The following is a 23,848-nucleotide window of genomic DNA, read 5'->3' as shown; positions in this document are numbered from 1 at the left end:
GCGGTCATCGGCCGGCTGCGGCCCGGCCCCGCCGGTAGACGATGGCCCCGCCCGCGATCAGCGCGAAGCTGGCGGCCCCGGCGGCGATCAGCGCCTCACGGTCGCTGCCGGTCTCGGGGAGCGTGGGCGGCTTGGTGGGCGGCATGGTCGGCGGCTTCGTGGGATACGGCGACTGCGTCGGGGGGTGCGTCGACGGTTTCGTGGGCGGGTGCGTCGAGTGCGGAGGCTTCGTCGGCGGGTTCGTCGACGGCTTCGTCGTGTAGGGAGGCTTCGTCGGCGGAGTCGTCGGCGGCTTCGTGGGCGGGTGCGTCGAGTGCGGGGGCTTCGTCGGCGGAGTCGTCGGCGGCTTCGTGGTGTGCGGAGGCTTCGTCGGCGGCTTGGTGGGGCGCGGGGTCTCGGTGGGCGGGTTGGTCGGCGGATGGTCGCCGTAACCGCCCTCGGTCTCCTCGTCGTGCGGCTGGTCGCCGTAACCGCTCGACGAGTCGTCGTGGTGTCCGTAGCCGCCGTCGTCCCAGTCCTGCGTGAACTCCTCGTACGCCGTGCCCTCGTCGTACGTCCCGTGCTGGTCGGGCCCCTGGTACGCGTCGGGCTCCGTGTACTCCTCGTACGACGACGGCGCCCAGGAGTCCTCGGGTTCCGGCGCCGAGGAGACCGACTCCTCGGGCCCGGACGCGGGGGCCGGGGTGTACACGGGCTCCGCGACCGGGGCGGTATGACGCTCCGGGACGCTCTTGCTGCTCTTGGCGCTCTCGGTCTTCTCGGTCTCCTCGGCCTGCTCGGCTTTCTCCGAGGTGTGGTCGCCGGTGTTGCCGCACGCGTTGCCGACGGACGGATTGCCGAGGGCGGCCGCGTCGACGGTGTTGCCGCAGACGTTGACCGGAACGGTGACCGGCACCTCGACCGCGTTGCCCGAAGCCACGCCGGGCGAGTTCGCGGCGGCCCCGTGCGCGCCCGTGTCCGCGAGGACCGGCGTGCCGTAGAGGGACAGCAGGCCTGTCGTCGCGGCGGCCACGACCATTCTCTTGCGCAGGGTCTGTCGCATCTCGTGTTCTTCCTGCTCGCAGAAGTGGGAAAAGCCGGCCTTGGAGCCGTTGAGGACACTCCAAGACCGGCTGAGGCACAGCCGAGCGGCTGGTGCGAGGCGTTACGACGTCAGTGGTTGACGCACACGTTGCCGGCTGCCGGGTTGAGCAGCCCGATGATGTTGATGGAGTTGCCGCACACGTTGACCGGGATGTGGATCGGAACCTGAACCACGTTGCCCGAGAGGACACCCGGGGACCCGATGGCGGCACCCTTGGCCTCGGCATCGGCGAAAGCCGGGGTGGCGATGCTCAGGGCCATGATCGCGCCGGCGACGACGGCAGCGCTCTTCTTGAGCTTCACGTCATTTCCTTTCTCTGCGGTCATGCCCGAATTGACGGCCGAAACCGAGCGAGCACAGCATGGACGGCTCGCATCATGACCTGCAGCCTGTGAAACGAGGCATAGACATCGGAAGAAACTTCCGAACGCGGAGGGTAGGGTAATTCACCCAATCGCCCCGCGAGATTGTCGGAAAGACATATCGATGCCACCCGAATGGCGCGTCCGGGGGCAGACGAACGACTCGGGCCGAACGCCACCGCGCGCGACCCGAGTCGTTCGACGATTGTCCGATCAGTGCTTGCCGTCGCCGTTGCCGTTGTCCGAGAGGATCGGGATGTCGGACAGGATGTGCGACAGGGGCTCGTCACCCTTGGCCTGGGTGGAGTTCTCGGTGCACTGCTGGTTCTGCGGGGCGGAGAGGATCGGGATGTCCTGGGCCGCGAGCCCGGCGAGCAGTCCGAGACCGCCGATGTTGGCCTTGAGGGGCAGGCCGATGCACGGCTTGTTCAGCGAGCCCTGGACCAGCGAGAGCTGAGGGCTCATGTCGCCCTTCGTCGCGGAGTTGCCGAACGCCTGGGTGGCGTGGTTGCCGCTGAAGGACGTGGTGCCACCGTCATCGGCGAGCGCCTGGGGTGCGGCGGCGGCCGCGAGGCCGGTGATGGAAGCGGCGACCGTGACCGCGGCCATTGCCTTCTTGAGCATTTCGCGTTCCTTTCCTGGCGGACCCGCGGGTCCCTAGACGCTGGCAGCAACGGCGACGCGCCCACACGGGTTTCGGAAGGTCGCCCATTCGGCCCGCTCGCGTCGGCGAATTCCCGCGCATCGGCCTCTCTGCGCACGCCCCGCGCCCACCCCTTCACGTGGGCCGACGGAGTGAATCGGAGCAACCGGAAAGTCCGGGGACGAGTTGTCCATGACGCTCCGGTGGAAACGGGGTCCGTCCAGAAGGGGAATCACAAGTGATCAAGAAGATTATGGCCGTGACGACTATCGCCGCCTCCGCCGTCGGAGCCTCGGCGGCCGTCGCACCCCAGGCGCTCGCCGACGACGGTGGCACCACGTCCTTCAGCGGGAACGACGCCCACCAGGTGTACGGAAACTCGGCCACGTACGGCAACATGAGCCCGCAGATGGCGCTGATCCAGGGCTCGCTCAACAAGCCGTGCATCGGCCTGCCCCTCAAGGCCAACCTCGGCGGCGCCGGGCTCATCGGCGGCATCGCCCTCCAGGACATCCCGATCCTGTCGGCCCCGCAGAACCAGCAGTGCACCGAGAACTCCACCCAGGCCAAGGGTGACGAGCCCCTGTCGCACATCCTGTCGGACATCCCGATCCTCTCGGACAACGGCAACGGCGGCAGCAAGCACTGACGATAAGCCGCCTATTGCTCCAAAAGGCGCAATCAACGCAACCGTTGGCTGGATGCCCTGTTGATCAGGGTGCAACTCCGCAACGGAGTCCGCTTTCCGAAAGGGTTCGAAACATGAAGAAGCTGTGGGCTACCGCGGCTGTTGCCGCTTCCATCACGGGCCTCGCGGCCGCTGCCGCGCCCCAGGCGCTTGCCGACGACGGTGGCACCACGTCCTTCAGCGGGAACGGCGCCCACCAGGCGTTCGGCAATTCCGTCACCAAGGGCGACATGAGCCCTCAGCTCTCGCTGGTCCAGGGCTCGCTGAACAAGCCCTGCATCGGTCTGCCGGCCAAGCTGAACCTCGGCGGCATCGGTGCTCTCGGAGTCGCGCTCCAGGACATCCCGATCCTTTCCGCCCCGCAGAACCAGCAGTGCACCGAGAACTCCACCCAGGCCAAGGGCGACGAGCCCCTGTCGCACATCCTGTCCGACATCCCGATCCTCTCGGACAACGGCAACGGCGGCGGCAAGGACGGCGGCAAGTAACACCGACGCCACCACCGGACGGACACGAGCGGGTCGCCGACTACATCGGCGGCCCGCTCTTCGTGTGTCCGAGCACGGTCACTCCCGGCTCACTTCCTGGCGTACAGCGACTCGATCGCCGCCGCGTACGCCGCCGTGACCGTGTGGCGTTTGACCTTCATGGACGGGGTGAGCAGGCCGTTCTCCTCGGTGAACTCGCCGTCCACCAGCTTGAACTCGCGGATGGACTCGGCGCGGGAGACGGCCTGGTTGGCGTAGTCGACGGCCTGCTGGACGTCGGCGCGCATCCGGGGGTCGGTGACGATCTCGGAGAGCGGGGTGTCCGGGGACATGCCGCGGACGTGCAGCCAGTGGGTGACGTCCTCGGGGTCGAGGGTGATGAGGGCGGCGACGAAGGGGCGGTTGTCGCCGACGACGATGCACTGCCCGACCGGGGGACGGCTGCGCAGCCGGTCCTCCAGGACGGCCGGGGAGACGTTCTTGCCGCCGGAGGTGACGAGGATGTCCTTCTTGCGGCCGGTGATGGTGAGATAGCCGTCGTCGTCGAGCGCGCCGAGGTCGCCGGTGGCGAACCAGTCGTCGGTGAGGGCGGCGGCGGTGGCGACCGGGTTGTTCCAGTAGGTGCCGAAGACGATGCCGCCCTTGATGAGGACCTCGCCGTCGTCGGCGATGCGGACCGCGGTGCCGGGCACGGGCTGGCCGACGGTACCGGGGCGGGGCTTCAGCGGCGGGACGATGGTGGCGGCTGCGGTGGTCTCGGTGAGGCCGTAGCCCTCGTAGACGATGATCCCGGCGGCGTAGAAGAAGAGGTTGAGGTCGCGGTCGAGGGGGGAGCCGCCGCTGATGGCGTAGCGCATGCGGCCGCCGAGTTCCTTGCGGACGCGGCGGTAGACCAGCAGGTCGTACAGGGCCCAGGCGGCGTACAGGCCGGGGGTCGGGCCGGGGCCCCGGTCCAGGAACTTGTCGAGGTAGGCGCGGGCGAAGCGGACGCCGAGGCGGTGGGCGCGGTCGAAGGAGGCGCCGCGGCCGAGGCGTTCGGCGGTGGCGCGGCCGGTGGCGTGGATCCGCTCGAAGAGGTAGGGGACGCCGACCAGGAAGGTGGGGCGGAACCTCTTGAGCGCGGGCCGCAGTTCGTCGGGCTTGATGCTCGGGCAGTGGCCGATCTCGATGCGGGCCATGAGGCAGGCGATCTGGATCGTGCGGCCGAGGATGTGGGCGAGGGGGAGGAACAGGAGGGTGGAGGCGACCTGGCCGGAGATCTCCTTGAAGATCGGGTGGAGCAGTTCGACCGTGTTGGCGGCCTCCGCGTGGAGGTTGGCGTGGGTGAGGACGCAGCCCTTGGGGCGGCCGGTGGTGCCGGAGGTGTAGCAGATGGTCGCGGCCGTGTCGGGGGTGAGGGCGGCGCGGCGCTTGGTGACCTCGTCGTCGGGGACGCCCCGGCCCAGGTCGGCGAGGTGAGCGAGGGCCTGCCGGTCGATCTGCCAGACGTGCGGGGGCTGGGAGTGGCGGGCGGTGGCGGTGGCGACGGCCTCCGCGTTCTCGGGAGTCTCCACCACCACGAAACGGCAGCCGGAGTCGCGGACGATCCACTCGATCTGGTCGGGCGAGGACGTGGCGTAGACGGGGACGGACTGACCGCCGGCGGCCCAGACGGCGAAGTCGAGGACCGTCCACTCGTAGCGGGTGCGGGACATCACCGCGACCCGGCCGCCGGGTTCGAGCCCGGCGGCGATCAACCCCTTCGCGGTGGCGGTGACTTCGCGGACGAAGTCGGTGGCGGTGACCGGGTGGTAGGCGCCGTGGTGGTCGGCGCGGCGCAGCACCACCGCGTCGGGGGCCTCGGTCGCGTTGACGTACGGAAGGTCGGCGATGCTGCCGCCGCTCAGGCGGGGCGCGAGGGCGGGGGTGCGTGCCTCACGGACGACACCCCGCTCGTCCCGGACGACCTCGACCCTGACGCGGTCGGTGAGGCCGCCGCGCTGTTTCGCCTTGTTCAAGTCCTTGCGTACGCCCATCACCACTCCCCGAGGCCCCATGACCGGTTCATTACCGACGAGTCAACTTACCGGTGCGTAAGGAATTTTCAATGGTTTCGGACGACTCCGGACGACTCCGGGCGGCCGGGGCGGGCGGCCCGGGTCCGGCGCGCTAGCCGAGCAGGGTGTCCGCCGTCCTGATCGCCTCGGCCAGGTCGTACAGGTCCCTGTCCTCGCGGTCCCGGGCCAAGTCGTCCGCGTGGCGGCCCAGTTGGCGGAGGGTGGGACGGGCGGGGAGGTCGGTCCAGCGGGTGTCCTGGCGGCGGAGGGAGTCGGCGAAGTACGCGGCCACGGCGGCGACGCGGAGGCCGTACGGTGCAGAGGCCCACAGGTCGCCGTGGAGCGCCGAGGCCTCCAGACCGGCGGATTCCTCGTGCGGGGTGCGGGAGTCGGGGTCGAGCCAGCGGACGGTGGCGGTGGCGAGGTGACCGTCCTCGGTGCCCTCCTCGGTGCGGACGGCGTAGAGGGCGGTGACGGTGTGGCCGGGGCCGACCTCGCCGCCGTCGACACGGTCGTCGCGGAAGTCCTCATCGGCGACCTGCCGGTTGTCGTAGCCGATCAGGCGGAACTCCTCGACCGTCGCCGGGTCGAAGGAGACCTGGACCTTGGCGTCGCGGGCGGTGAGGTCGACGTGGCGCGGGAGTTCCTCGCAGAAGACCTCCTCGGCCTCCTCCTCGGTGGAGACGTAGGTGGTGTGGCCGTCGCCCCGGTCGGCGAGCTGTTCCATGAGCTCGTCGCCGTAGTCGCTGCCGACTCCGACGCCGAAGAGGGTGATGCCGTGTTCGCGGCGTTCGCTCGCGATGCGTTCGAGGATGGTGTCGGCGTCGGTGGCGCCGGTGTTGGCGAGGGCGTCGGACAGGAGGACGACCCGGTTGGTGGCGCCCTTGCGCAGGCCGTCGACGGCGGTCTCGTAGCCGGTCTCGACGCCTGCCGCGAGGTTGGTGGAGGCGGTGGGTTCCAGACTGTCGACCGCGTCCAGGACCTCGTCCCGGTCGTCGTCGAGGCGGGTCATCGGCAGGACGGTCTCGGCCTGGTCGCTGAAGGTGACGATGGCGACCGAGTCGTCGTCGCGCAGCCGGTTCGTCATCGTGCGCAGGGCGTCCTGGGCGAGGTCGAGGCGACCCGGTTCGGCCATGGAGCCGGAGACGTCGATGACGAAGGTGAGGGCGGCGGGCGGGCGCTCGCTGTCGCCGCCGGCGGCTCGGGTGGCGAGGCCGACGCGGACCAGGGACCAGGTCCCGTCACGGTCGTCGTCGTCCGTCCGGGCGCCGTCGACGGTCACCGAGAAGCCGTCGCCGTCGGGGCGTTCGTAGTCCTGGCGGAAGCTGTTGACGAACTCCTCCGGGCGCACGGTCGACGGGTCGGGCAGGCCGCCGTCGTCGAGGGTGCGGCGGGCGTAACCGTAGGAGGCGGTGTCGACGTCGAGGGCGAAGGTGGACAGGAAGTCGTCGGGGGTCGGGGCGATGTCCTGGGGCTCCCCGTCCGTCTCCCCCTCCCGCTGCTCGCGGGGCCCGGTGCCCTCGGGGGCGGGGGCCGGGAAGCCGTCGTCGGGGCGGCTCTCACCCCTTCCCCGGTCGTACGAGGAGGAGTCGCCCTGCCCGTCGGCGCTGCCGCTGCACCCGGTGAGGAGGAGGGCGCCGGCCGTGCCCAGGGCGAGGAGCGCGGTGCCGAGCCGTCGCCGGTGTCGTGGTGTCGTCGGCCGCGGCCTCGCCGTCGGACTGGTCCTGCGATACGTGTGCATCCGGGCCCCCTAGCCACGTCATCTGTCGCCTTTCTGTGGGCGACTGTTGTGACTGTGACGGCGCAGGGGGCCCGGATGTGCGCTACGGGGAGTTGCGGATCCGTCTCGAAGCGGCCACGGCGGGGGCCCGTCGAGACCGGTAGGTGATCTTCCGTTGACCTAGGAGACGACGTCCTTGCGGCCGAAACCCCGGAAGGCCAGGGCGAACAGGACCAGGGCGTACGTTATGGAAATCGAGACGCCCTGGATCATGTCGGTGTACTCGGGCTGCGGGCGGACCACGTCCAGCCAGGCGTACTGCCAGTGCGTGGGCAGGAAGTGGCGCCAGTCGCCGAGGGCGGTCACCTCGTCGAGGACGCTGCCGACGATGGTGAGGCCGACGGCGCCGCCGACCGCGCCGAGTGGCGCGTCGGTCCTCGTGGACAGCCAGAACGCCATGGCGGCGGTGACCAGTTGGGACACGAAGATGTACGCCACGGTGATCACCAGGGCCTGCGCGGCGGCACCGGCGGCGAGTTCGCCGCCCGTCGGCAGCTCCAGCGGGCCCCAGCCGTACGCGGCGGTGCCGACGGCGAGGGCGACGACCGGCAGCAGCACCAGCGCGGCGAGGCTGAGGGTGAGCCCGACGACGAGCTTGGACCACAGCAGCCGGGCGCGGGGCACGGGCGCGGCGAGGAGGTAGCGCAGGGAGGACCAGCTGGCCTCCGAGGCGACCGTGTCGCCGCAGAACAGCGCGACGGGGATGACGAGGAGGAAGCCCGCCGCGGCGAACAGGTTCACCGCGGCGAAGTTCGCGCCGGACGCCGTCGCCGTGTCCATCAGGTTGACCCGGTTGTTGCCCTCGCCGGGCGAGCCGCCGACCTGGAAGGCGATCAGCAGCACCAGAGGCAGGGCGAACAGGATGCCGAACATGACCATCGTGCGGCGGCGCTTCAGCTGGCGGACCAGCTCGACCCTCAGGGGGAGGGTGCGGCCGGCGCGGTAGCCGTCGGCGACCTCGACGGGCCGTGTGGATTCCGGTGGTGCGTGCTCGGCACGCTCGGTCAGCGTGCTCATGCGGACTCTCCGATCAGGGTGAGGAAGGCGTCTTCGAGGCGGCGGTGGGGGCCGACCGACGCCACGGGGACCTCCAGCCGCACGAGGTCGGCGACCAGGCGCTGGGCGCTGCCGTCGGCGCCGAGGCGGACCACCAGGCCCTCGTCGGCGCGGACGGCCGAGTCGACGCCCGGCAGGGTGGCGATCTTCTCGACGACCGGCTCGTCCACGGGCTCGGACGTGCCGACCAGCAGCGTGTCGCCGGAGCCGACGATCTCGCTCACGGGGCCCGCCTGGACGAGCTGCCCGTGGTCCATGACGACCAGATGCGTACAGGTCTGCTCGACCTCCGCCAGCAGGTGGCTGGAGACGATGACCGTGCGACCGGCGGCCGCGTACCGGATCATGACCTCGCGCATCTCGCGGATCTGCGGCGGGTCGAGTCCGTTGGTCGGTTCGTCGAGGATCAGCAGGTCGGGCAGGCCCAGCATGGCCTGGGCGATGGCCAGGCGCTGGCGCATGCCCTGGGAGTAGGTGCGGACCGCGCGGGCCAGGGCGTCGCCGAGGCCGGCGATCTCCAGGGCCTCGTCGAGGTGCGCGTCCTCGGCCGGGCGGCCGGTGGCGGCCCAGTACAGCTCCAGGTTCTCGCGGCCGGAGAGGTGCGGGAGGAAGCCCGCGCCCTCGACGAAGGCGCCGACCCGGGAGAGCACCGGGGCGCCCGGCACGATCGCGTGGCCGAAGACCCGGATCTGGCCGCCGTCGGGCTGGATCAGGCCCATCAGCATGCGCAGGGTCGTCGTCTTGCCCGCGCCGTTCGGCCCGAGCAGCCCGAGCACCTGGCCCTTCTCGACGCGGAAGGAGAGGTCGCGGACGCTGTACCGGTCGCCGTTCCTGTACTTCTTGCTCAGGTCCGTGATCTGGAGCGGGACCTCGGCGAGCGCCGGGTCCGGGGCCGGGGTGACGATCCGGCGGCGCCCGGTGACCAGCAGCACCGCGGCGATCACGGCACCCGCGATCGGCAGGTACCAGACCCAGGCGGGCAGCACGTCCGTCCGGTCGGCCCGGCCGAGCGGCGTGGGCACCTCCAGGTCGCCCTTGAGGGAGACGGTGTACGTCGCCGGGGTCGTCGGGGAGGCGTAGCCGAGGTCGGTGGAGGCGAGGACCAGGCGGAGGCTGTGGCCGTCGTCGAGTTCGTGGTCGATGGCGGGGAGGGTGAGCGTCACGTCCTTGCCGGCCTTGGCGCCCTCGACGCGCAGGGGCTCGACGAGCTGGGACGGGAGGACCTGGGACCTGCCGTCCGGGCCGACGTCGTACACCTTGGCGAAGAGGACGGCGTCCTCGCTGGTGGACTTGACGTGGACCGTCGCCGTGGGCGAGCCGGTGATCTGCAGGTCGTCGGCGACGGGCTTCGACTGGAACGCGGCGAACTGGCCGGGGAAGTCCAGGGAGATGCCGACGCCGAGCGTGGAGAGCTGGGCGAGGCCGCCGGCGGCGCCGAGGCCGGGGAGCGCGGAGATGCCGGGCGGGTTGGCGCCGGCCGGGTTCTCGAACCTCTGCTCACGGCCGGCGAGGGCGATCTTCGTGGGGTCGCTCTCCAGGCCCGGGTAGGTGTCGTCGGTGGTGCCGGCGAGGCGGGGTTCGCCGTCGCCGGAGCCGGTGCCGAGGGTGCGGGTGACGCGGAACGCGGAGCCGGTGTCGGCGCCCTTGTCGTCCTTGAGGTAGCGGTCGAACCAGGCGTCCGTGCGGGCCTGGACCCGGCTGGTCTCCATGTCGCCGCCGTCGTGGCCGCCGGAGATCCAGTCGACGTCCACAGGCGCGCCGTTGGCCTTGATCGCCTCGGCGGCGGCGTCGGCCTGGCCGAGCGGGAAGAGGGAGTCGGTCTGGCCCTGCATCAGCAGGGTGGGCACCTTGATGCGGTCGCCGACGGCCTCGGGGCTGCGCGCGTCGAGCAGCTTCACGGCCTCCGCGTCGGGCTGCCCGGACTCGGCGACGCGCTGGTACATCTCGCACAGCTGGGGTTCGAACTTCTCGCAGCCGCCGCCGGTGTTGACGAAGAGCCCGGCCCACAGCTTCTTGAAGACGCCGTTCGGGAAGAGGGCGTCCGCCAGGTTCCAGTACGTGATCGCGGGCGCGATGGCGTCGACGCGGTCGTCGTACCCGGCGGTCAGCAGCGCGATCGCTCCGCCGTAGGAGGCGCCGGCCATGCCGAGGCGCGGGTCGCCCTTCTTGTCGAGCTGCACCTCGGGTCGTTTCGCCAGCCAGTCGATCAGCTTCGAGACGTCGGCGACCTCGCCCTGGGGGTCGTTGAGCCCGATCCTGCCGGTCGACTTGCCGAAGCTGCGGGCGGACCAGGTCAGCACCGCGTAGCCGTCGCGGGCGAGGTCCTCGGCCTGCTCGCGGACGTCGTTCTTGCTGCCGCCGAAGCCGTGGCCGAGCAGGACGGCCGGGCGGCGGCCGTCGCCGCCGGAGGTGAAGTACGAGGTGTCGATGCGCACGCCGTCGGCCGTCTCCATGGACTGGTCGGCGCGTTTCACCGGCGCCGCTTCGTCCGAGGCGGTGGCCGTCCAGGTACCGGCCCCGGCGAGCACGACGACGGCGGCCACGGCGGCAACGGCCCGCCGCGGCCTCCGCCGCAGCGCTCCGCGCAGTCGCGGCCCGGTCAGTCGAAGATCCATGCGTCAACGGTACGGGGCCGTCCCGGTGCCCCATGGCCCCCTGAGGGGGGAAGAGTGGGACATCCCACGGTCGTACGGGGGGAATTCGGCATACAGCGGGTGCGGTATGCCGGGGTGCGCGACGGGCCTGACAGCAACCTGATAAGTGGGGCCTCACCGCCGGTAACCGCGGTGGCGAGAGTGTCGGTGGAAGCCGGATAGATGCGCCACACACAATTGGCACACATGTCCGGTGCAGGCATGGATCTTCGGGGTGGGCACTGAAGGTGCGGCAGAGCGCAACCTGGGTGAGGATCACGGCTACAGCGCTTCTGGCGACGGCGGCGCGCGGCGCGGAGACCGTCAAGCGGCCGCCGATACGGTCGACAGGTCCGACGCCCGGTCACCGTGGAGGGCACGGACGCCGGGGCCGCCGGGACGCGGGAGCTGACGGACGTTCCGACCCTCCACGCCCTGTTCGTGGACGGCGCCTACTACTACAACGTCGACCCGATGGCCTCCGGTCCCTACACGGGCAAGGAATGGCTGAAGGTCGACGGGTCGGCGGTGTTCGGCGAGAAGGGCGCCCAGGCCTTCAGCGGCGACAGCGGAGCCAGCCCCGCGGAGTCCTTGCGGAGCCTGAAATACGCGAAGGGCGTCGAGGACCTCGGCGAGGAGCGCGTGGACAGGCGGACCGCCAGCCACCACTCCGGCTGCGGCAGGAGATGGGCGCCATGATCATCACCATGCACTTCGAGAAGTTCGGCACCTGGAGCAGCAGGGCTGACCCCGGGGCCGGACACGGCAGTGCCCCGCCCCTTCCCGCAGAGGAAGGGCCTGGGCACCGTACGGCCTCAGTGTTGCTCGGCCTCGTCGCCGACGCCGTCCGCTCGGCCGTCGCGCCGGCCGCGCTGGACGAGGCCCGCGCCACCGAGCTAATACTCCAGCCGTAGATCGTGATCTCCGTGCCTGATGTGCTCAACGCTTCTGCTGACGGATGAGCACTCGAGTTGGCGAGCTGTGCCTTCCGATTGACAGGGCAGGGCCTGCAGGTGCGCTGCAGGCAGGACTGCAGGGCCACATCGACGCTTGACCTCAATCAAACTTGAGCTTTTAGGTTCCTTCCAGAGCCGCAGGAACCGACCAGCGGTGCCTTTTCAAGGAGGTTCGCCGTGACCGAGCGCACAGACCACATCGAGATCCCCGACCGCTACCGCTATGCCGTGATCCCGCACATCATGGTCGACGACGCCGCCGCGGCGATCGATTTCTACCAGCGGGCGTTCGACGCCCATGAGGACTTCAGGATCGACGCTCCGGGCGGCGGGATTCTGCACGCCGAGATCACCATCGGACGGTCGACGCTGATGCTGGGCGACGCCAGCGTGGACGAGGCGGAGGCCGCCTCCTTCGCCGCGCCGACCTCGCTCGGCGGAGGTACGTCCGTCACGCTGCATGTCTTCGTGCCGGACGTCGACAGCCTGGCGGAGCGCGCAGAAGCCGCCGGCGCTGAGATCCTCCAGCCGCCGAAGGACATGTTCCACGGTGACCGTACCGTCATCCTCAAGGACCCTTCAGGTCACATGTGGGTATTTCTGACCCATGTGGAAGACGTCTCGCAGGAGGAGCTTCGGCGCCGCCTGGCCACCGCCGGGTGACTGGACCCCGTGCGCGCGGTGATCCGGACCGAATGCCGAGCCCCGTACCTGACGGAACTCGCCTACTGAACCGCTCGGTCATGTCTGGGCTGCTTGCCACCGATAATGCCCGGCCCGCGATCGGGCCTGGCGACGACGTCGCCAGTGGGACCAGCTGAGCCGGTGATCCGCGTCGTGGACGGGCTGGACAACGAGTGTGATGAACAGGCGCTGGATCTCGTTGCAGGTGAGTGGGATCAGCTCACCTGGCCCGGGGTGGTGGACGTGTTCGTCGGCGCGAACGACGGCGAGGAAGGCGTGGGCGAGCATGGCGAGGGTGACCCAGCGGCTCCAGGAGGGGTAGCGGCGGACCTGGTGCTCATCGAGCCCCGCCAGGCCCTTCTCGGCCTGGAAGGTTTCCTCCACCCGCCACCTGGAACCAGCCGTCTTGACCAGCGTGCTCAGCGGGACCGGCAAGGTGGAACGGCAGCGGTAGTAGGCGAGTTCACCAGTGGTGCGGTTGCGCCGGATCAGCAGCTGACGGTAGCCCGGCGCCGGGTCGGCGAGGTCGATGACGGCCCAGTTGTAGAAGCGGTGGCCCTTCGCGCCGCGTCCGGCCGACAGTTTCTGCCAGGCCCGCTTGGGCAGCTTCGCCGCCAGCGCGTCGGCGCGGAACTTCCCTGCTTTGGTGGCCACTTCGGCTGAGCAGGCCACGGCGAGCGCATAGCCCATCCCGCGCTCCTCCAGAGCTGTCCTCAGCTTCGGGTTGCCGCCGTACACCTCGTCGCCGGTTACCCAGTCGATGCGGTGTCCGGCGTCCAGGAACCGTTCAATCATCAAGCGGGCCAGCTCCGGCTTGGTCGCGAAGACGGTGTCCTCGCCCAGCCCGGCCGCCTGGCATCGCTGGGGGTCGGCAGTCCAGGAGCGGGGGACGTACAACTCCCGGTCCACCGCCGCGTGCCCGCGGGCGCCCGCATAGACGAGATAGACGGCGACCTGGGAGTCTCGATCCGTCCGGCGGTGCCGGTGTACTGGCGCTGGACCCCGGCGGTGCGGCTGCCCTTCTTCACGTCGCCGGTCTCGTCCACGACCAGCACCGCCGCCTCGTCATGGAGATGCTCGACAACGTACTCGCGGACGTCATCGCGCACGGCATCGGCGTCCCAGGACGCACGGCACAGCAGGTGCTGCATGCCGTGCGGGGTCTTTTCCCCGGCCCACTCCGCGATCGTCCAGCAGTTCTTGCGGGGCAGGTCCGACAGTAGCCCCAGCACCAACCTCCCTGCCCGCAACCGGGGTTCGACCCGGGCGAACCGGCCCGCGATGCGGCCCATGGCCACCTCGAACGCCTCCCGCCAACAGCCGGGATCCATGCTGTGACCTGCGGCCACCGTCTCTTCGTAAGTCCACACAACTCACGATGATCAACGGTGGCCGCACCCGTTCTCGGACCGCCTCCACCAGCGAGATCACGATCTACAGCTGGAGTACTAACAACGCACTTCCGGGCGTTTCAAGTTCAGCCACATGTTCCACGCTATTGACGCAACGAGTACCGCACACAGCAGGCATCCCACATAGCTGAAAATACCACCATCGTTACGAAAGGAGAGCCACAAAGTATACGCCGAGAAAGCTATAGTAATAGCCAGCATGGAGCCGTAGCTCAGTACATTAGCCACAGAGCGTCCCCACGAAGAGACGCCAGGGTCGAGGAACTCTTCACCGACAGTTACGCCGAACCGGAAGGTCCCCGAAGATCGCCTCGGGTACATGTGGCTCTTCTGCACATCGTCACTTTGGAGCAGGGCGGAGCCAATGGCTACAAGTTGCGTCAGCCTTTGCTCGATCAGGAATGCCGCATGCGACCTTGCTCCATTCATTCCGACCATAACTTGATGGTAAGCGACAAGTGCGCATGCGGGAGCGGGAGCGAATGCGAGAACGCCACCATTAAGAGTACGGGAGGTGCTCATATATCCAGAGACGACCGCCATGTAAGTCAAGGAAAAGCCGAGTATCGCGAGAGCGTTAGTGAACACCGATGCGTTATCGGCACGTTCAGCTTGATAAAGGGAAGTCAGTAGAGCAACTTCCTCTCCCCTTGAAAGAGGTGAATTACTGGACATTACACTATGCCCTTCGCTCAGACCACGCCTACCCCACGAGGAGCCAACACCGGCAGTCTCGCCCCCGGCGGCTTCCACCCCATTACTATTCCAGTACGGCGACTGAATAGGCGTCCTGGCGAGCCGACTTGACCTGCCAGAAACCCGGCGACGGCGGCAACCGCCCCGGGGCATGGCCGATCCGCGGCCATCAGTGCCCAGCCATCCCACGATGATGCGACTCCACGTCACACGCCCGGGGGGGGGACCATGCGCCACACCACCATCCTGCTCGCCACCGTCCTGCTGCTCGCCGGGGCCGCCGCTCGACAAGATCCTCGCAGACATGGTCCGGTCCGGGTACGAGGGCGTGGCCAAGGAGGCGTTCGACACGATGGAGAAAAAGACCAAGGAGGGCGGGGAGGACCGGCCGGAGGCGTGCGAGCCGCTGTCGGGGGACGACTACACCACGCTGCTGACAGCCACGGCGGTCGATGGTCTGGGGTGGACGAACACAGACAACCAGTTCGACAAGCTCAAGATGATGGAAAGTCTCGGCGACGAGGACCAGTAGGGCGCACACGAGAGGCCCCGCTGCGTGGCGGGGCCCAGGCGCGTTCAGGGGCAGTTCTCCTCGAACTTGACGGCCGTGAACTCCACTGGCTGCCCCTTCAACTCGGTACCTGCCTTCGGAGTCTGGGTGCACACCTGCCAGTTCGACTCCAGCAGAACGAACCTGTCGTCACCCGACGCGTCCTTCACCGTGATCGGCGTACTGGAATCCAGCACCGACCGGGCTGCCTTCACCGACTTCCCTCCGAAGTCCGGCATCTTCCCGCCGACCGCCGACGGCGCCGTCTGATCCTTGCTCGGGCAGTCCTCTTCCAGCTTGACCGTGCCGAAGTCCAGTTCGGTGTCCGTCGTGACGGTCTTGCCGGCCTTGATGTTCTGGGTGCAGACCTTCCAGTTCCGGTCGAAGGCTTGCATGCGGTCGCGGCCGAGAGAGTCGTGAGACTTCAGGCTGTAGAACCCGGCGTCTTGGGCGGTGTCTTGGGCGGATTGGAGGCCCATGCCGGTGAAGTCAGGGACGGTGGCCTTCTCGGCGGGCGTCTTCTTGTCGTCGTCGGCTGCGCTCTGCTTGCTGTCGGCGGCCGGGCTCTCTGACTGGCTGCTCGCGGCCGCCGTCGGCGCGCCCGAAGAGTCGTCGCCGTCAATGGCGTTGCCGATGGCGCCGAGCACGAGGACGCCCCCGATGAGTCCGCCGATGACTTTCCAGTTGGCCATTTTTGTCCCCCTGTTGTGCGGGTTGTGGTGAGGGGGCAGCGTATGGGGGGGTTGCAGAGGCGTGTGGGGTATGTGTCGGTTCCGTGACCTGAACGAGTGGGCACACATTGCGAAGCCCGTCGCCACGTTCATCCTGGGCCTGGCATCCACCTACTTCCTCAGCTTCCTCACCGAGAAACGCCAAATAGCCCGCGAAGCCGACGCCCGCCAAGCCGAAAGGGACAGGACCCTCACCGAGCGGCGCGAGACCTTTGAGCTGGAGAACCTGACCAAGCTCGCCGATGCCCTCCAGAGGTACGGGCGTTTCGTCGGTCCGGGTCCACCTCTCCGACATGCCAGGCCGGAAGGAACCCCAGCCACACCACCGGCGACCTGACATGACTGTGCCCGGCCGCCGTGGTGAGGACCGGGCACAAATCATCGGGCCGTAGCCCGGGTCCACGCGCTGGCCGAGGCCATGCCTGACAGGTACTACGTTCTGGTGGTCCTCGGCGCTGGAACGGGGCTACCCCCTGGTTCTCCAGGTCAGGCACATCGACTTCGTCAAGCGAGTCCGAGCAGGTCGTCCCCCTGCAGGGGCGTTGTCGTGCACGCCCTGGTGGCGCACCTGAAGGCGTTCTGCGCCGAGCCGGATGGCTTCCTGTTTCAGGACGCCAAAGGCGGGGCCAGCGTTGCAACGCAACTCAGGACAAGGCCAGGCGCACGATTGATGGCCCGTTGCGTGCCCCGCTCAAGATCCTGCAGACCCTGTGCCAACCGACGAGCCCGCTGACCAAGAACGTTCAGGTCAGCGGGCATATAGGGCGGGTGCTCAGTGGTTGCGCGGGAAGCCCAGGTCCACTGCCGACGGGCCGTCGGCCGGGTCGGGCCAGCGGGTGGTTACTACCTTGCCTCGGGTGTAGAAGTGGGTGCCGTCGTTGCCGTAGATGTGGTGGTCGCCGAAGAGGGAGTCCTTCCAGCCGCCGAAGCTGTGGTAGCCGACGGGGACCGGGATCGGGACGTTGACGCCGACCATGCCGGCCTCGACCTCCAGCTGGAAGCGGCGGGCGGCGCCGCCGTCGCGGGTGAAGATCGCGGTGCCGTTGCCGAAGGGGGAGGCGTTGATGAGGGCGATGCCCTCGTCGTAGGTGTCGACGCGCAGGACGGTCAGGACCGGGCCGAAGATCTCGTCCTGGTACGCCTTCGCGGACGTGGGCACCTTGTCGAGGAGCGAGATGCCGATCCAGTGACCGTCCTCGAAGCCGTCGACCGTGAAGCCGGTGCCGTCGAGGACGACCTCGCAGCCCTCGGCCGCCGCGCCGGTGACGTACGACGCCACCTTGTCGCGGTGGACGGCCGTGATCAGCGGGCCCATCTCGGAGGTCGGGTCGTTGCCGGGGCCGATCTTGATCTTCTCGGCGCGTTCGCGGATCTTCGAGACGAGTTCGTCGCCGATCGCGCCCACCGCGACCACGGCCGAGATCGCCATGCAGCGCTCGCCCGCCGAACCGTACGCCGCCGAGACCGCCGCGTCGGCCGCCGCGTCGAGGTCCGCGTCCGGGAGGACCAGCATGTGGTTCTTCGCGCCGCCGAGGGCCTGGACGCGCTTGCCGTTCGCCGAGGCCGTGGTGTGGATGTAGCGGGCGATCGGGGTCGAGCCGACGAAGGAGACCGCCTTGACGTCCGGGTGCTCCAGGAGGGCGTCGACGGCCACCTTGTCGCCGTGGACGACGTTGAAGACACCGTCCGGAAGACCGGCTTCCGCCAGCAACTCCGCGATCTTGATCGACGCCGACGGGTCCTTCTCGGACGGCTTCAGCACGAACGTGTTGCCGGTCGCGATGGCGATCGGGAACATCCACATCGGGACCATCGCCGGGAAGTTGAACGGCGTGATGCCGGCGACGACACCCAGCGGCTGGCGGATCGAGGAGACGTCCACGCGGCTCGCGACCTGCGTCGACAGCTCGCCCTTCAGCTGCACGTTGATGCCGCAGGCCAGGTCGACGATCTCCAGGCCGCGCGCGACCTCGCCGAGCGCGTCCGAGTGCACCTTGCCGTGCTCGGCGGTGATCAGCTCCGCGATCGCGTCCCGGTTGGCGTCGAGCAGCGCGCGGAACTTGAACAGGATCGAGGTGCGCTGGGCCAGCGAGGACTGGCCCCAGGTCGCGAAGGCCTCCTTGGCGGTGCGGACCGCCGCGCCGACCTCGTCCACGGTCGCGAAGGCGACCTTGGTGGTGACCGCGCCGGTCGCCGGGTCCGTGACCGGCCCGAACGTACCCGACGCGCCTTCGACGGTCTTGCCGCCGATCCAGTGGTTGACGATCTTCGTCATTCCAGAAACTCCTTGCTTACAGATGGCGGCGTCGGGTTGAGACGTGCCGGTCGTACTCCTCGCGTGCCTTGACCGCCGACGCGCGGGTCGCGGTCTCGGCCACAGGTACATCCCACCAGGCCTGCGCGGGAGGCGGGCCCGACACTGTGTCTGCCGTTTCGGTCTCCACGTAGACACAAGTGGGAGTGTCGGCCGCCCGCGCCTCGGCGAGGGCGGCGCGCAGGTCACGGACCGTCTTGGCGCGCAGGACGCGCATGCCGAGACTGGCCGCGTTGGCGGCGAGGTCCACGGGCAGGGGGGCGCCCGTGAACAGGCCGTCGTCCGGATTCCGGTGGCGGTACGCGGTGCCGAACCGCTCGCCGCCGACCGACTCCGAGAGGCCGCCGATGGAGGCGTACCCATGGTTCTGCACGAGCAGCACCTTGATCGGGACGTTCTCCTGTACGGCGGTCACGATCTCGGTCGGCATCATCAGGTACGTGCCGTCGCCGACCAGTGCCCACACGGGGCGCCCGGGAGCGGCCAGCCGGACGCCGATGGCGGCCGGGATCTCGTACCCCATGCAGGAGTAGCCGTACTCCAGGTGGTACTGGTCCCGCGACCGGGCCCGCCACAGTTTGTGCAGGTCACCGGGGAGGGAACCGGCCGCGTTGATGAGGATGTCGGACTCGTCGACGAGCTCGTCGAGGAGGCCGAGGACCTGGGCCTGGGTGGGCCGGGTGTCCGGTTCGTCGGCCTCGTAGCAGGCGTCGACGCGGTGCTCCAAGCGCTGCTTGTCCTCCCCGTACTCGGCGACGTACGCGTCCGCGACCCGGTGGCCGTGCACCTCCAGCGCCTCGGAGAGGGCCTCGAGACCCGCCCGCGCGTCCGCGACCAGCGGCAGACCGGAGAGCTTGTGGCCGTCGTAGGGCGCGATGTTGAGGTTGAGGAAGCGGACGCCGTCGGCGGCGAAGAGGGTGTTCGAGGCCGTGGTGAAGTCCGTCCAGCGGGTGCCGACGCCGATCACCAGGTCGGCGGTGCGGGCGAGTTCGTTGGCGGTCGCCGTGCCGGTGTGGCCGATGCCGCCCACGTCCTGCGGGTGGTCGAAGCGGAGGGAGCCCTTGCCGGCCTGGGTGGAGGCGACGGGGATGCCGGTGGCGTCGGCGAGTTCGGCGAGCGCCTCCTCCGCGCGGGCGTGATGGACGCCGCCACCGGCGACGATCAGCGGGCGGCGGGCGCCTCGGATCGCGTCGATCGCGCCGGCCAGTTCGGCGACGTCGGCCGCCGGGCGGCGCACGGCCCAGGTCCGCTCGGCGAAGAACTCCTCCGGCCAGTCGTACGCCTCCGCCTGCACGTCCTGCGGCAGGGCGAGGGTCACCGCGCCCGTCTCGACCGGGTCGGTGAGCACGCGCATCGCCTGGAGCGCGGCCGGGATCAGCGCCTCGGGGCGGGTGATCCGGTCGAAGTACCTCGACACCGGGCGCAGGGTGTCGTTGACGCTGATGTCGCCCGCGTACGGCACTTCGAGCTGCTGGAGGACCGGGTCCGCCGGGCGGGTGGCGAAGATGTCGCCGGGGAGGAGCAGCACCGGGAGGTGGTTGATGGTGGCGAGGGCCGCGCCGGTGACGAGGTTGGTGGCGCCGGGGCCGATGGACGTCGTCACGGCGTGCGTCGACAGCCGGTTCGACTGGCGGGCGTAGCCGACGGCCGCGTGCACCATCGACTGCTCGTTGCGGCCCTGGAGGTAGGGCATGTCGTCGGCGTACTCGACCAGCGCCTGGCCGAGGCCCGCGACGTTGCCGTGGCCGAAGATGCCCCAGGTGGCGCCGATCAGCCGCCGCCGCTCGCCGTCGCGCTCGGTGTACTGGGCGGCGAGGAAGCGGACGAGGGCCTGGGCGACGGTGAGCCGCGTGGTGGTCGTGGTGGTGGTCGGGCTCATCGGTACCCCTCCGTGTGGTCGGGGTGGAAGCAGATCTGCCACTTCCGCTCGGGGCCGGGGCCCGCCATCACGTTCAGGTAGTACATGCTGTGGCCGGGCTGCGCGATGGACGGGCCGTGCCAGCCGTCGGGAACGAGCACCGCGTCACCGGAACGGACCTCGGCGAGCACCTCGGCGCCGCCCTCACGGGAGGGCGACACACGCTGGTAGCCGAAGCCGTTCGGGCCGTCGATCTCGAAGTAGTAGATCTCCTCGAGTTCGGTCTCCTCCCCCGGCCGGTTCTCGTCGTGCTTGTGCGGCGGGTACGAGGACCAGTTGCCGCCGGGGGTGATGACCTCGACGGTGATCAGCTTGTCGCACTCGAAGGCGTCGGCGGAGGCGAAGTTGCGCACCTGACGGGCGCTGTTGCCGCTGCCTCGGTCTTCCACGGGGACCTCCGGCGCGGGGCCGTAGCGGGCGGGGAGTCGTCGCTCGCACTTCGCTCCTGCCAAAGCGAAGCGGCCTCCCGCGCCGGAGGCGATCTGTACCCGGGCGTCGCGGGGCGCGTACACGAAGTCGGAGACTCCGGCGAACACGCTCTCCCTGCCCAGGATCTGAAACTCCGCGACCCCGTCACCGTCTGAATTGCCCGGTTCCTCCGACACCTGAACCGTACAACCGCCGCCCAGGGACAGCACGATCCACTCACTGTCCCCGGTCGTGAAGGTGTGCGTCCCGTCCGGTCCCAACTCCACGATCCTGAGGCTGCTGTGGGTCCAGCCGGCCCGCTTCGGATCGATGTCGACGGTGTACTGGGCGTTCGCGGTGGCGCCCTTGGGTACGTACAGCTCGGTCTTCTGTGTCATGCGGCCCTCACAACAGTCCGACGGCGGTGTCCACGGCGGCGGTCACGTCGTCGTCCGCCGGGTAGAGCAACGAGCGGCCGACCACCAGGCCCTGCACGGTGGGCAGTTGCAGCGCGCCGCGCCACTTCTCGTACGCGCCCTCCTGGTCCTCGCCGACGTCGCCGCCGAGCAGGACGGCGGGCAGCGTCGAGGTTTCCATGACACGGGCCATGTCGTCGGGGTTCTCGGTGACGGGCACCTTCAGCCAGGTGTACGCCGAACTGCCGCCGAGGCCCGCCGCTATGGCGATCGACTTGGTGACGGCCTCGGCGCTCAGGTCGTTCTTGACCTTGCCGGTGGCCGGGTCGCGGTGGCTGATGAACGGCTCGACAAACACGGGGAGTCGGCGCTCGGCCATGGCGTCCACGGCGCGGGCGGTGGACTCCAGGGTGGTGAGCGAGCCCGGGTCGTCGTAGTCGACGCGCAGCAGGAGCTTGCCGGCGTCGAAGCCGAGGCGCTCCATGTCCTCGGGGCGGTGGCCGGTGAAGCGGTCGTCCAGTTCGAAGCTGGCGCCGGCGAGACCGCCCCGGTTCATCGAGCCCATGACGACCTTGCCGTCGAGGGCGCCGAGGAGGAGCAGGTCGTCGAGGATGTCGGCGGTCGCGAGGACGCCGTCCACGCCGGGGCGGGACAGGGCCAGGCACAGTCGTTCGAGGAGGTCGGCGCGGTTCGCCATGGCGAGCTTGCGGTCACCGACGGAGAGGGCGCCACGGGCCGGGTGGTCGGCGGCGACGATCATCAGCCGGCCGGAGTCGCCGATCAGGGGGCGCCGGGTGCGGCGGGCGGCGGCCTCGGCGATCGCCTCGGGGTGGTGGACCCGGGTGCGGACGAGGGCGGAGACGTCGACGGGGCCGAGGGGGCCCACTGGGCGGGTGGAGGTCACAGGACCGCTCCCGCCGCGACCGCTGTCTCGATCTCTTCCACGGTCGGCATCGCGGAGGAGCACTCCAGGCGGGAGGCGACGATCGCGCCCGCCGCGTTGGCGTACCGCATGATCTTCTCCAGGTCCCAGCCTTCGAGCAGGCCGTGGCAGAGGGAGCCGCCGAAGGCGTCACCGGCGCCGAGGCCGTTGAGGACGTTCACGGGCAGCGGCGGGACCTCGGCGGACTCACCCTTGCTGTTGACCGCGAGGACACCCTTCGGGCCCTGCTTGACGACCGCGAGTTCGACCCCGGCGTCGAGCAGCGCGCGGGCGGCGGCCTGCGGCTCGCGGACCCCGGTCGCGACCTCGACCTCGTCCAGGTTGCCGACGGCGACGGTGGTGTGCCGCAGGGCCTCCTCGTAGAAGGGGCGGGCCTCGGCGGGGTCGGTCCAGAACATGGGGCGCCAGTCGAGGTCGAAGACCGTCGTGCCGGCCTTGGCCCGGTGGGCGAGCGCGGCGAGCGTCGCCGTACGGCTGGGCTCCTCGCTCAGGCCCGTGCCGGTCACCCAGAAGATCCGGGTCCCGGCGATCGCGTCGAGGTCCAGCTCGTGGGCGTCGATCTCCAGGTCCGGGGCCTTGGGCCTGCGGTAGAAGTAGAGCGGGAAGTCGTCCGGCGGGAAGACCTCGCAGAAGGTGATCGGGGTCGCGAGGCCCGGCACCGGGGTGACCCAGCGGTCGTCCACGCCGAAGTCGCGCAGCGCCTGGTGGAGGTAGTCGCCGAAGGGGTCCGCGCCGGTGCGGGTGATGACGGCGGTGGTGCGGCCGAGTCGGGACGCGGCCACCGCGACGTTCGTCGCCGATCCGCCGAGGAACTTCCCGAAGGACGTCACCTGCGGCAGCGGGACGCCCGTCTGCAACGGATAGAGGTCCACACCGATCCGCCCCATGGTGATCAGGTCGTACGCCATCGAGTTCCCTTCACGCGCCGGTTCCCGTCAAGGTCTAGTCGCGTGGGAGCGGCCCTGTCAATACTTTGTCCAGACATTCGGACTACCTATTGACACCCTCAGCTCCGAGGCTGAAGCTGACTCCCATGACGTCGTTGTCACCTCAGTCCTCACTCTCGCGCATCCGAGTCGGCTCGGCGCCCGACTCCTGGGGCGTCTGGTTCCCCGACGACCCCCAGCAGGTCCCCTGGCAGCGCTTCCTCGACGAGGTCGCCGCTTCCGGCTACGAGTGGATCGAGCTGGGCCCGTACGGCTATCTGCCGACCGATCCGGCGGTCCTCGCCGAGGAGACGGCCAAACGCGGCCTGAAAGTGTCGGCCGGCACGGTCTTCACCGGGTTGCACCACGGTCCGGACGTCTGGGAGAAGACCTGGGCGCATGTGGCCGACAACGCGGTCCTCGCGCAGGCCATGGGTGCCAAGCACCTCGTCGTCATCCCGTCGTTCTGGCGGGACGACAAGACCGGCAAGGTGCTGGAGCCCAGCGAACTGACCGTCGAGCAGTGGCGGCACCTCACCCAGCTCACCGAGCGGCTCGGGCGGGAGGTGCGGGAGAAGTACGGCCTCCAGATCGTCGTCCACCCGCACGCCGACACCCACATCGACAGCGAGGAGAACGTCGTCCGCTTCCTGGACGGCACCGACTCCTCGGTGGTGTCGCTCTGCCTCGACACCGGGCACTACGCCTACTGCGGCGGCGACAGCGTCAAGCTGATCGAGACGTACGGCGAGCGCATCGGGTATCTGCACCTCAAGCAGGTCGACCCCGAGATCCTGGCCGACGTGCGGGCGAACGAGATCCCGTTCGGGCCGGCTGTGGCCAGGGGTGTGATGTGTGAACCGCCCAAGGGTGTGCCCGAGTTGGGGCCGGTGCTGGCCGCTGCCGCGAAGCTGGACGTGGATCTGTTCGCGATCGTCGAGCAGGACATGTATCCGTGCGAGCCGGACGCTCCGCTGCCGATCGCTCAGCGGACTCGGGCGTTCTTGAGGTCTTGCGGAGCGTAGCGGTTGGCGTGCTCGGGAGGGGCTGGGGCTGCGGGGCGTTCGAGGCCGCGGGTTCGTCGTGGCTGGTCGCGCAGTTCCCCGCGCCCCTGAGGGGCGCGG

The 23,848-nt window shown here is 69.6% G+C and carries 20 protein-coding genes and 1 pseudogene; 7 read left to right on the top strand and 14 right to left on the bottom strand.

The features are described from left to right. Positions 1 to 4: 4 nt before the first annotated feature. From PUR53_RS44350 to PUR53_RS44340, 3 genes are all read right to left on the bottom strand, one after another. The gene (locus PUR53_RS44350) at positions 5 to 1,042 is read right to left on the bottom strand and encodes a chaplin (protein ID WP_329912275.1); all 1,038 of its coding nucleotides are present in this window, start codon (positions 1,040 to 1,042) and stop codon (positions 5 to 7) included. Between the two features lie 110 nt (positions 1,043 to 1,152). Beyond that, positions 1,153 to 1,410 carry a chaplin gene (locus tag PUR53_RS44345; protein ID WP_329899443.1) on the bottom strand — a complete coding sequence of 86 codons (258 nt, stop codon included), beginning with the start codon at positions 1,408 to 1,410 and terminating at the stop codon, positions 1,153 to 1,155. A 249-nt stretch (positions 1,411 to 1,659) separates the two neighbouring features. After that, entirely contained in the window at positions 1,660 to 2,070 is a 411-nt protein-coding gene (locus tag PUR53_RS44340; RefSeq protein ID WP_329899442.1) for a rodlin, read from the bottom strand. A gap of 257 nt (positions 2,071 to 2,327) precedes the next feature. On the opposite strand from PUR53_RS44340, the gene PUR53_RS44335 reads away from it, so the two are divergent. Both PUR53_RS44335 and PUR53_RS44330 read left to right on the top strand, forming a co-directional pair. Continuing rightward, a complete protein-coding gene (locus PUR53_RS44335) occupies positions 2,328 to 2,738 on the top strand; it encodes a rodlin (protein ID WP_329894949.1) in 411 nt (136 codons plus the stop codon). 113 nt (positions 2,739 to 2,851) lie between these two features. Next, on the top strand, positions 2,852 to 3,265 hold the full coding sequence (locus PUR53_RS44330) for a rodlin (RefSeq protein ID WP_329912274.1): 414 nt from the start codon (positions 2,852 to 2,854) through the stop codon (positions 3,263 to 3,265). Between the two features lie 89 nt (positions 3,266 to 3,354). On the opposite strand, the gene PUR53_RS44325 is transcribed toward PUR53_RS44330, so the two are convergent. The 4 genes from PUR53_RS44325 to PUR53_RS44310 form a co-directional block, all read right to left on the bottom strand. Continuing rightward, positions 3,355 to 5,280, bottom strand: coding sequence for an AMP-dependent synthetase/ligase (locus PUR53_RS44325; RefSeq protein ID WP_329897342.1), 1,926 nt, complete (start codon positions 5,278 to 5,280; stop codon positions 3,355 to 3,357). Positions 5,281 to 5,413: 133 nt separating this feature from the next. Then, positions 5,414 to 7,042 (bottom strand): vWA domain-containing protein, encoded by a 1,629-nt coding sequence (locus PUR53_RS44320; RefSeq protein WP_329897210.1) that lies wholly within the window; start codon positions 7,040 to 7,042, stop codon positions 5,414 to 5,416. A 159-nt stretch (positions 7,043 to 7,201) separates the two neighbouring features. Continuing rightward, positions 7,202 to 8,098 carry an ABC transporter permease gene (locus tag PUR53_RS44315; protein ID WP_329897211.1) on the bottom strand — a complete coding sequence of 299 codons (897 nt, stop codon included), beginning with the start codon at positions 8,096 to 8,098 and terminating at the stop codon, positions 7,202 to 7,204. Further along, entirely contained in the window at positions 8,095 to 10,752 is a 2,658-nt protein-coding gene (locus PUR53_RS44310) for an alpha/beta fold hydrolase (RefSeq protein ID WP_329912273.1), read from the bottom strand. The genes PUR53_RS44315 and PUR53_RS44310 overlap by 4 nt, the downstream gene beginning before the upstream one ends. Positions 10,753 to 11,139: 387 nt before the next feature. On the opposite strand from PUR53_RS44310, the gene PUR53_RS44305 reads away from it, so the two are divergent. From PUR53_RS44305 to PUR53_RS44295, 3 genes are all read left to right on the top strand, one after another. After that, the gene (locus tag PUR53_RS44305) at positions 11,140 to 11,469 is read left to right on the top strand and encodes a hypothetical protein (protein ID WP_329912272.1); all 330 of its coding nucleotides are present in this window, start codon (positions 11,140 to 11,142) and stop codon (positions 11,467 to 11,469) included. Next, entirely contained in the window at positions 11,466 to 11,684 is a 219-nt protein-coding gene (locus PUR53_RS44300; RefSeq protein ID WP_329912271.1) for a hypothetical protein, read from the top strand. The genes PUR53_RS44305 and PUR53_RS44300 overlap by 4 nt, the downstream gene beginning before the upstream one ends. A 219-nt stretch (positions 11,685 to 11,903) precedes the next feature. Further along, a complete protein-coding gene (locus PUR53_RS44295) occupies positions 11,904 to 12,389 on the top strand; it encodes a VOC family protein (protein WP_329912270.1) in 486 nt (161 codons plus the stop codon). A gap of 78 nt (positions 12,390 to 12,467) precedes the next feature. Here the strand turns inward: PUR53_RS44295 and PUR53_RS44290 are convergent. Continuing rightward, positions 12,468 to 13,702: pseudogene (locus PUR53_RS44290) on the bottom strand (IS701 family transposase). 1,120 nt (positions 13,703 to 14,822) lie between these two features. Between PUR53_RS44290 and PUR53_RS44285 the strand changes: the two are divergent. Further along, positions 14,823 to 15,050 (top strand): hypothetical protein, encoded by a 228-nt coding sequence (locus PUR53_RS44285; RefSeq protein WP_329912269.1) that lies wholly within the window; start codon positions 14,823 to 14,825, stop codon positions 15,048 to 15,050. A gap of 44 nt (positions 15,051 to 15,094) precedes the next feature. Here the strand turns inward: PUR53_RS44285 and PUR53_RS44280 are convergent, their stop codons facing one another. The 6 genes from PUR53_RS44280 to iolC all read right to left on the bottom strand — a co-directional run bounded on the left by PUR53_RS44280 (position 15,095) and on the right by iolC (position 22,706). Continuing rightward, positions 15,095 to 15,910, bottom strand: a complete 816-nt coding sequence (locus tag PUR53_RS44280) for a hypothetical protein (RefSeq protein ID WP_329912268.1) — start codon at positions 15,908 to 15,910, stop codon at positions 15,095 to 15,097. 661 nt (positions 15,911 to 16,571) lie between these two features. Beyond that, positions 16,572 to 18,074, bottom strand: coding sequence for a CoA-acylating methylmalonate-semialdehyde dehydrogenase (gene mmsA, locus PUR53_RS44275; RefSeq protein ID WP_329912267.1), 1,503 nt, complete (start codon positions 18,072 to 18,074; stop codon positions 16,572 to 16,574). Between the two features lie 16 nt (positions 18,075 to 18,090). After that, positions 18,091 to 19,992, bottom strand: a complete 1,902-nt coding sequence (iolD, locus tag PUR53_RS44270; protein ID WP_329912266.1) for a 3D-(3,5/4)-trihydroxycyclohexane-1,2-dione acylhydrolase (decyclizing) — start codon at positions 19,990 to 19,992, stop codon at positions 18,091 to 18,093. Beyond that, positions 19,989 to 20,837 (bottom strand): 5-deoxy-glucuronate isomerase, encoded by an 849-nt coding sequence (gene iolB / locus PUR53_RS44265; RefSeq protein ID WP_329912265.1) that lies wholly within the window; start codon positions 20,835 to 20,837, stop codon positions 19,989 to 19,991. Before iolB ends, iolD begins: the two co-directional genes overlap by 4 nt. Positions 20,838 to 20,844: 7 nt before the next feature. Continuing rightward, positions 20,845 to 21,741: a Cgl0159 family (beta/alpha)8-fold protein gene (locus PUR53_RS44260; RefSeq protein WP_329912369.1), complete on the bottom strand. Its 897-nt coding sequence runs from the start codon at positions 21,739 to 21,741 to the stop codon at positions 20,845 to 20,847. A gap of 14 nt (positions 21,742 to 21,755) precedes the next feature. After that, positions 21,756 to 22,706 carry a 5-dehydro-2-deoxygluconokinase gene (gene iolC / locus PUR53_RS44255; protein ID WP_329912264.1) on the bottom strand — a complete coding sequence of 317 codons (951 nt, stop codon included), beginning with the start codon at positions 22,704 to 22,706 and terminating at the stop codon, positions 21,756 to 21,758. 125 nt (positions 22,707 to 22,831) lie between these two features. On the opposite strand from iolC, the gene PUR53_RS44250 reads away from it, so the two are divergent. After that, positions 22,832 to 23,749: a sugar phosphate isomerase/epimerase family protein gene (locus PUR53_RS44250; protein WP_152168976.1), complete on the top strand. Its 918-nt coding sequence runs from the start codon at positions 22,832 to 22,834 to the stop codon at positions 23,747 to 23,749. Positions 23,750 to 23,848: the final 99 nt, after the last annotated feature.

Origin of the sequence: Streptomyces sp. SP18BB07 (assembly GCF_036322545.1) — a bacterium.
GTDB classification, from domain to species: domain Bacteria; phylum Actinomycetota; class Actinomycetes; order Streptomycetales; family Streptomycetaceae; genus Streptomyces; species Streptomyces deccanensis.
This window is presented reverse-complemented; position numbering and strand designations above follow the sequence as displayed.

Excerpts from the sequence above, each read along its gene's own strand:
- PUR53_RS44350 (WP_329912275.1), bottom strand. The coding sequence starts at position 1,042 with ATGCGACAGACCCTGCGCAAGAGAATGGTCGTGGCCGCCGCGACGACA.
- PUR53_RS44345 (WP_329899443.1), bottom strand. The coding sequence starts at position 1,410 with ATGACCGCAGAGAAAGGAAATGACGTGAAGCTCAAGAAGAGCGCTGCC.
- PUR53_RS44340 (WP_329899442.1), bottom strand. The coding sequence starts at position 2,070 with ATGCTCAAGAAGGCAATGGCCGCGGTCACGGTCGCCGCTTCCATCACC.
- PUR53_RS44330 (WP_329912274.1), top strand. The coding sequence starts at position 2,852 with ATGAAGAAGCTGTGGGCTACCGCGGCTGTTGCCGCTTCCATCACGGGC.
- PUR53_RS44325 (WP_329897342.1), bottom strand. The coding sequence starts at position 5,280 with ATGGGCGTACGCAAGGACTTGAACAAGGCGAAACAGCGCGGCGGCCTC.
- PUR53_RS44320 (WP_329897210.1), bottom strand. The coding sequence starts at position 7,042 with ATGCACACGTATCGCAGGACCAGTCCGACGGCGAGGCCGCGGCCGACG.
- PUR53_RS44315 (WP_329897211.1), bottom strand. The coding sequence starts at position 8,098 with ATGAGCACGCTGACCGAGCGTGCCGAGCACGCACCACCGGAATCCACA.
- PUR53_RS44310 (WP_329912273.1), bottom strand. The coding sequence starts at position 10,752 with ATGGATCTTCGACTGACCGGGCCGCGACTGCGCGGAGCGCTGCGGCGG.
- PUR53_RS44300 (WP_329912271.1), top strand. The coding sequence starts at position 11,466 with ATGATCATCACCATGCACTTCGAGAAGTTCGGCACCTGGAGCAGCAGG.
- PUR53_RS44285 (WP_329912269.1), top strand. The coding sequence starts at position 14,823 with ATGGTCCGGTCCGGGTACGAGGGCGTGGCCAAGGAGGCGTTCGACACG.
- mmsA (WP_329912267.1), bottom strand. The coding sequence starts at position 18,074 with ATGACGAAGATCGTCAACCACTGGATCGGCGGCAAGACCGTCGAAGGC.
- iolD (WP_329912266.1), bottom strand. The coding sequence starts at position 19,992 with ATGAGCCCGACCACCACCACGACCACCACGCGGCTCACCGTCGCCCAG.
- iolB (WP_329912265.1), bottom strand. The coding sequence starts at position 20,837 with ATGACACAGAAGACCGAGCTGTACGTACCCAAGGGCGCCACCGCGAAC.
- iolC (WP_329912264.1), bottom strand. The coding sequence starts at position 22,706 with ATGGCGTACGACCTGATCACCATGGGGCGGATCGGTGTGGACCTCTAT.
- PUR53_RS44250 (WP_152168976.1), top strand. The coding sequence starts at position 22,832 with ATGACGTCGTTGTCACCTCAGTCCTCACTCTCGCGCATCCGAGTCGGC.